This window comes from Nonomuraea sp. NPDC059194, from assembly GCF_042754765.1.
In the GTDB taxonomy this organism is placed as follows: domain Bacteria; phylum Actinomycetota; class Actinomycetes; order Streptosporangiales; family Streptosporangiaceae; genus Nonomuraea.
Genome location: NZ_JBHZBH010000016.1, coordinates 166,925 through 173,081 on the forward strand (window position 1 = coordinate 166,925; position 6,157 = coordinate 173,081).

A 6,157-nucleotide genomic window follows, 5' to 3' on the forward strand; every position below is an offset into this window, starting at 1 on the left:
CATCAATGGGCCTCTAGGCCACCCTCTAGACCTAGAGGGTGGCACCTCTAGGTCTAGAGTCTCCGGCACACCACGCTAGGCCGCGTTGTCCTCTCGTCGGCGGGCGATCTCACGGGCGGTGGCGATGCGTTGGCGGGCGAGTTTGGCCCAGAACGGCTCTCCGTTGCGGAGACCGCTTCCGGCATAGCGCCATTCGCTGATCGTGTGCGTCGTGTCCGGGTCGGGGGCCGGGAGACCCAGCAGAAGGCGGGCTTGCTCGGCGCGGTAGTCGGCCCGTGCCTGCCGTAGCTCTCCAAGAGTGATCGAGTAGTGGCGTGACTTGGTGGAGAAGTGGCCTCGATAGCCGAGCATGTGAGCCCACTGCCGAAGCAGCAGCTCTCGGTACGGAGGAAGGTCAGCCAGGCTGAAACACGTGTAGATCATGCGACGGGCATGCTCAGACACCTTCAGCCGCGCGATCTCCCACGGTTGCCGGATCGGGCGATCGACGGTTCCGGCCGACTCGGCACCCTTGGTGGCGTACTTGGCCACGTACGCGGCCACCCGCTGATCGCTCATGCCGTCCAGGTCGGCCGAGACGTACACGGGTCGCACGTCGAGCTGATCTCCCCAGCGAACGGCCACCAGTGGACCGCCCGCCCGTCCGTCTTGCGGTCCGTCCGCCAGGTCGACCGAGATTCGTCCGGCGGTCTGGCGTATCGCCTGGTCCAGCAGTTCGACCGTGAACCGGTCCGGGGGACGGTCGGACGGTCCGTCCGGTCCGTCGAGCCGGATCACAGCGTGGAAGTGGACCAGACCGCGAGCCTGGTACTCGGCGACCTTGGCGTACGACAGGCGGACCGTCCGGCGTAGCTCGGTCCGGGTGACGCCGAGCATGCGCGCCAGGGTGGACGGCATGCTCTTGGTGAACTCCCGCCACAGCGCGCCCGCGTGAGCGTTCCACAGCACGGCCCCTATGTAGTCGTAGCAGTCCACGCACAACGGTTGCCCGACCTGGGAGTCGTCGCGGTCATGCCGCAGCCCGCACCCTTCCGGACGCCCGTGCTCACAGATCGGGCGGTCGCGGCGAGGACGGCACGGCAGGGTCTTGCCTCCTTGCTCTCGGTGAGTGTGAACCGCGCCGAAGGACGGGGCGGTGAAGGTGGCGAACACGCGCGGATGCCCGCTCACCTCCTCAGGCACGCCCTTGCCGCCGCGCAGCCCGGAAATGATCAGGTGGTAGGTGTCGTCCTTGTAGACCGCCGAGCAGGCCGGGCACCGGGAGGCGCGGCGGTTTCCGCAGGCCGTGAGCAGGAATCCGGTCGGCTCATCGGCGGTCCGGTACACGTCCAGGACCTCACCCGTCCGACTGTCCAGGGTGAACCTCTCGCCGTGCAACCGGACGGGCTGAGCGCAGCCGCCCGTGGCGTACACCATGCGTTGCCAGCGGGCGAAGTCCGGCATGGCCGCACGCTGCATCGCGGCAAGCAGGTCGGGCGATAGGGAGGGTGCCTGTTTCACGCGGCATCCCTCCCGGACGTGTCGTCGGGCTGGGACTCGATGGCAACGCACACGCCGAGGACGGTGGCGATGCGCTGCCATTTCTCCTCAGACCAGCGAGGCGACCGAGCGGCTTGTTGCCTGCCCCACTCCCTGGCAGACAAGGGGGTTGGTCGGTCCAGGTGGCCTCCTTTCCTCGTGGGTGGAGCCACCGCCGCACCTGACATTCACGACGAAGCGCACGCCGTCAGGGCAGCCTGAAGACAGCCGTTGGCGGGTGGAGCGCAGCAGCGAGGAAGATCAGTAATGGAGTGCGGCGAGAGTGTGCATGGCGCGCTCTGTGTGGACACCTACCGTCGGGCCGGGGCCCTCCGACGGATCATCGGTGGTCGAGAAGTGATGGTTGCCCGGACTCGTGTATGCGCCTGAGGTGATTCGCCGAGATGCTCGCTGTGTCGTGCCGTGGGGTGGTCGGTAGCTTCTTGCGTAGATCGGTTCTACCACCATGATGACGCGTTCATGCAGCTCAAGGTTCCGGCAACGGCGTGTGTGTAGACGTCCGGCGGCGTCCGGCTACATACGGTTGCGTCCGCTGGCGTCCGGCTGCCTACGGATGCACAGGGGCAGAAGTAAGGGAGCTGTGACCTTTGAGTAAGGTCGCAGCTCCCGAAGACGTCCTGGACGTCCCGCCGCTCAGCCTTCCTTCCAGACGGGCTCAAGCAGATCAGGATTGAACGGCTTCCGTCCCTTGCCGCTGGGATAGATGATCACGGCGTGGAGGGCTTCACGGATGTAGGTGCGCTTCACGGACAGGGGCAGGCCACCCTCATCCTCCGACAGGTACCACCGTCGTCGGATCTCGGTCAGATCGGTGTCCGAACGGCTTCGCCGCCTCTGGGCCGACGCGGTGAAGCTCTGCGCTTCCGAGCGAAGCCGGGCAATGCGCTTCTCCAAGTCGGGAGCGCTGGAGAAGAAGAGATCATTGCTGATGTGCCCCGCTGTCCACTGCTTTCGGAGTTCTTCCAGACGGTTCTTCGCGTCCTCGTATTCAGACTGCTTGGGCCACTCGCTGGGCTCCGCCGATGCGGCGAGTCGCACCTCTTCGAGCTTCGCTAGGACCGCTTCCGAGATGTACAAGTCCACCATGTCGCCGCGCCGTCCCACACCACCACAGCCGCCCACTGTCGTGCCGGGGCAGATGTAGATGTGCTGAACGCAGTCCTTGCTGTGGGTGACGCGGAGAGGGGCGTTGCAGAGTGAACCGTCCTCCTTGGGGCGCCCGCAGCGCAGGAAGCCGGTCAGCAGGTAGTTGGGCTCCCGGAAGTCCTGCGCGAGCACGTGACCAATGCGCCCGTCCCGATAGACGAAATGACCCTTGCGTGAGTCGAACAGGTTCCTGACTGCCATCCATTGCTCAGGGGTGACGATCGACTCCCACTGCCCGACCACGGGGTTTCCGTCAGCGCCCCTCACCAGTTCCCCATTGATCTCACGCCAGCCGCAGACGCGAGGATTCGACACCGTGATCTTGAGCGAACTGGTCAACCATTCGTTGCCGAGTGACGTCTTCACGCCGATCTTGCGCCACTCATTCGTGATCGAGTGGAGCGAACGTCCTGAGATCAGGTCGAGGATCGCTTGCCGCACCAGAGGAGCCTCTTGCGGGTCGAGTGTCAGGCGATCGGGCTTCCACCCGAAGGGCCGAGTCCCGCCCACGGGCAGGCCCTGCTCTGCACGTGTTCGGTGAGAGCGACGCATGCGGCGTTGCATCTTGCGGACCTCCATCTTGGAGATGACCGCACCGAAGAGGCCCATGCTCTCGGCGTCCTCGTTGTAGAGGTCCTTCGCGCCGCGAGCGTCGGCGAAGACACGCCCGTCCTGGTAGGTGATCGCTTCCACGAATCGTTCGTAGTCGCCAGGCCGCCGGGCAAGGCGGTCTTCGGCCACGATGACGATGCCCTGCACGGCCGTACCGTCAGGCAGCTCTCCAGCGCGGAGCACCTTCAGCATCGCTTCGAAGTCTTCGCGGACCACGTCTGCCTTGGCAGCCGACTTGTCGTTGTCCGTGTACTCATGGACGACCGTCCAGCCGAGGCGAGATGCCGTCTCGCGGTTGAGCTTGTGCTGGTCCTGAACTCCGTGTTCGTCCCGCCTGATGTCGGCGGAGATGCGAGCGTAGGAGACGACGGGGATAGCCGAGCCGAGCTGAGCCATGGGGGACCTCCGCCAGAATTATTGCGCCTGATGAAGGTCTACCACCAGCAGTACCTTTTCAAGAATCCTGGAGGATACTGCGGGATCGGCGGCACCAACGTCAAGCTGGGTGACCCGTCAGAATGGTCCTGCCCCACGGGCTTGACGACCTCTGAAGAGTAGACCTCCGAGTCTGTGAGGCCTCCGTGTACGGCGAACACGCCGTTTCGGGGGTCTCAGTCGTTTCAGGGGCTTTTCTTAGGTGCCACGAAGGAGCCCATACCCGGGGTGGTGATGATGAGGCCATCCTCGCGGAGTTGGGCAGTCACCTTGCGGATGGTCACGCGGGCGACGTGGAACTCGGACTCCATCTGCACCTCTGAGATGAGGTGGTTGGGCGGGTACTCGCCTGACTCGATGCGTGTGCGTACGACCTCGTAGATCTGCACCCACTTGGGTCGTGTCGGGTCGTACGTGATCACGGCTGACACTGTAGGCAGCCATAGCCGGGATGCCATAGAAGCTCATAGCTATAGACAGGTATAGAGATGCTGTGTAGCTTCCATGGGATGGACGCCTTGAAGCGGCTGGCAGAAGACTTCCCTGGCTGGTCAGTCTGGCGCGCTCGCGCCGAACATGGTCCGGGCGATTGGTATGCGACCCGGAGGGCATTCCGCCTCTCCGGTGCAGAGCTCAATGCTGGCCTCTGCATGACGGTGTGCGCCCTGACGCTGGACGACCTCGCGCGCGTCCTGGACGCTCAAGTTGAACTCCAGGCCGATCACCAATGAGTACCGTGGACAGGAACCTCCATGCCTCGGTCTGCGATCCGGCGGATGTTCCCGACTTGGAGTGCCCCGGCGTATCCGTTCACCCAGGCCGCGCTCTGTTGAACCACATCACTCTGTCCTGGCAGGACCAGCCACTCGGTCCTTACCGCGTGGTGGACCATACCTGCGCGTGTACCGCTGTCGTCTACGAACTGGTGGCTATCGGCGGCATCTTCCAGATCCACAGGCTCGTACAGTCCGACCCGCCATCGCACACCTATACAGGGGCCTGGCGCCGCTCAGAGGCGCGGGGATGGTGGCTCCGCATACTTCTGGGCACCGCTCGCTGAGCAACTCATTACGAGATTCTCCATGACCGTCCAACGGCGTCCGCTGCCATCCCTCCGGCCCTGGTCGGCGGCCTGTTCGCCAAGATCCCGGTCCACCAATGTCCACGGCTGTTCGGGGTCGTTGTTAGCACCCGCGTTAGCAAGATCACGTAATAGGGTGCTCGTCGGGGAGTGGGTCGCGGCCGGTGCTCACATCTCTATCTCGGGTCGAGTACGCGCGTCATCCAGATCGTGTTGCCACGTTCGGCGTCCTCGGTGATGCGGTCGCTTCGGTGGAAATCGAGTTTCTCGAGGACGCGGAACGAGGGTGCGTTCCACTCCCATACGGTCGCCCAGAGTCGTCGACGTCCTGTTCGAGTCGCGGCTTCGATGACAGCACGGGCGGCTTCTGTCGCGTAACCATGGCCGTGAGCTCGTTGTGCCAGCTCATACGCGATCTCAGGTTCGTCGAGAGATCCCTGGCCGACAGTCAATCCGCAGTACCCGATGAACTCACCGGTGTCTCGCAGCTCGATCGGCAGCAACCCGAGCCCCGGATCCGCCGCCAGCGGATTGCTAAGGAGCCAGCCGCGGATGTCCTCGACCGTCGGGCGTCCCTCGGCGTCGATCCGCCGTACCGGCGGCACTCGTGTATCCCGCTCAAGCCATAACCCGCGGTACGCCTCGGCATCCGACGGCACCCACCGCCGCAACCGCAGCCGCTCGGTCACCAGCTCCGCCGGTAGATCCTTATAGGTCCCCACCCGCCCAACCTAACCCGGTGCTGGCCAAGACCGGAAAACGGCTGCAAGAGGCGGACGTAGAGCTTCTCAACTGCGTTCGCCTTTGTCGATCGTCATCGATCTCACGTCGGCTCTAGTCGTGTTCACGATCTGTTCGCCGCAACCAGGCCGGCACGAGGACGCCAACCACACCCACCAGATACGGGCCCGATTGACCCGGCGGCGGATGCGACGCCTTCCAAGCTCATAGCGGTCAGCATAGAGCGAAGAAGCCCCGTGCGATTAGCGTGCGATTGGCCACGGCCAATCCGGGTCAAATCGGGAGCACTCGGGACATGGTGGCCGATGGCCGGATTCACGCTTGATGAAGGTGGTCAGGAGCGGTCTCGAACTGCCGACCTTCCGCTTTTCAGGCGTAGCAATCGCCCTGCTACTTCTCGATGAGCTGCGGATGGTGGGCGCTCGAGGGTAGCGGGTGTGTGCCACTGGTGGAGGACGTTGCCGTCAGCGTTGCCGTCACCTCAGCCATGGTCACCCGGTGCCGAGTCCCGACGAAGACATCCCAGGAGCTTTGATGTCAAGCAGCAGCCTCTTGGGCATGGTGGGACCAAGCGGTCGCCTCGTCGTAGAGGGTGCCGCTCTT

General features: G+C 64.3%; 5 protein-coding genes. 1 reads left to right on the forward strand and 4 read right to left on the reverse strand.

Translation table 11 applies throughout. From position 1 onward, the window contains the following. Window positions 1–75: 75 nt before the first annotated feature. From ACFXJ8_RS21160 to ACFXJ8_RS21170, 3 genes are all read right to left on the reverse strand, one after another. On the reverse strand, window positions 76–1,500 hold the full coding sequence (locus ACFXJ8_RS21160; RefSeq protein ID WP_379645621.1) for a replication initiator: 1,425 nt from the start codon (window positions 1,498–1,500) through the stop codon (window positions 76–78). 672 nt (window positions 1,501–2,172) lie between these two features. Then, complete coding sequence (locus ACFXJ8_RS21165) at window positions 2,173–3,693, reverse strand: recombinase family protein (protein ID WP_379645622.1); 1,521 nt, start codon at window positions 3,691–3,693, stop codon at window positions 2,173–2,175. A 224-nt stretch (window positions 3,694–3,917) separates the two neighbouring features. Continuing rightward, a complete protein-coding gene (locus tag ACFXJ8_RS21170) occupies window positions 3,918–4,154 on the reverse strand; it encodes a GntR family transcriptional regulator (protein WP_379645623.1) in 237 nt (78 codons plus the stop codon). Between the two features lie 87 nt (window positions 4,155–4,241). Between ACFXJ8_RS21170 and ACFXJ8_RS21175 the strand changes: the two genes are divergently transcribed. After that, complete coding sequence (locus ACFXJ8_RS21175) at window positions 4,242–4,463, forward strand: hypothetical protein (protein ID WP_379645624.1); 222 nt, start codon at window positions 4,242–4,244, stop codon at window positions 4,461–4,463. A gap of 526 nt (window positions 4,464–4,989) precedes the next feature. Here the strand turns inward: ACFXJ8_RS21175 and ACFXJ8_RS21180 are convergent. Continuing rightward, window positions 4,990–5,535 (reverse strand): GNAT family N-acetyltransferase, encoded by a 546-nt coding sequence (locus ACFXJ8_RS21180; protein ID WP_379645625.1) that lies wholly within the window; start codon window positions 5,533–5,535, stop codon window positions 4,990–4,992. Between the last annotated feature and the right edge of the window lie 622 nt (window positions 5,536–6,157).

Bases quoted from the DNA above. Each gene is read 5' to 3' on its own strand.
- ACFXJ8_RS21175 (WP_379645624.1), top strand. From the start codon at position 4,242: ATGGACGCCTTGAAGCGGCTGGCAGAAGACTTCCCTGGCTGGTCAGTC.
- ACFXJ8_RS21165 (WP_379645622.1), bottom strand. From the start codon at position 3,693: ATGGCTCAGCTCGGCTCGGCTATCCCCGTCGTCTCCTACGCTCGCATC.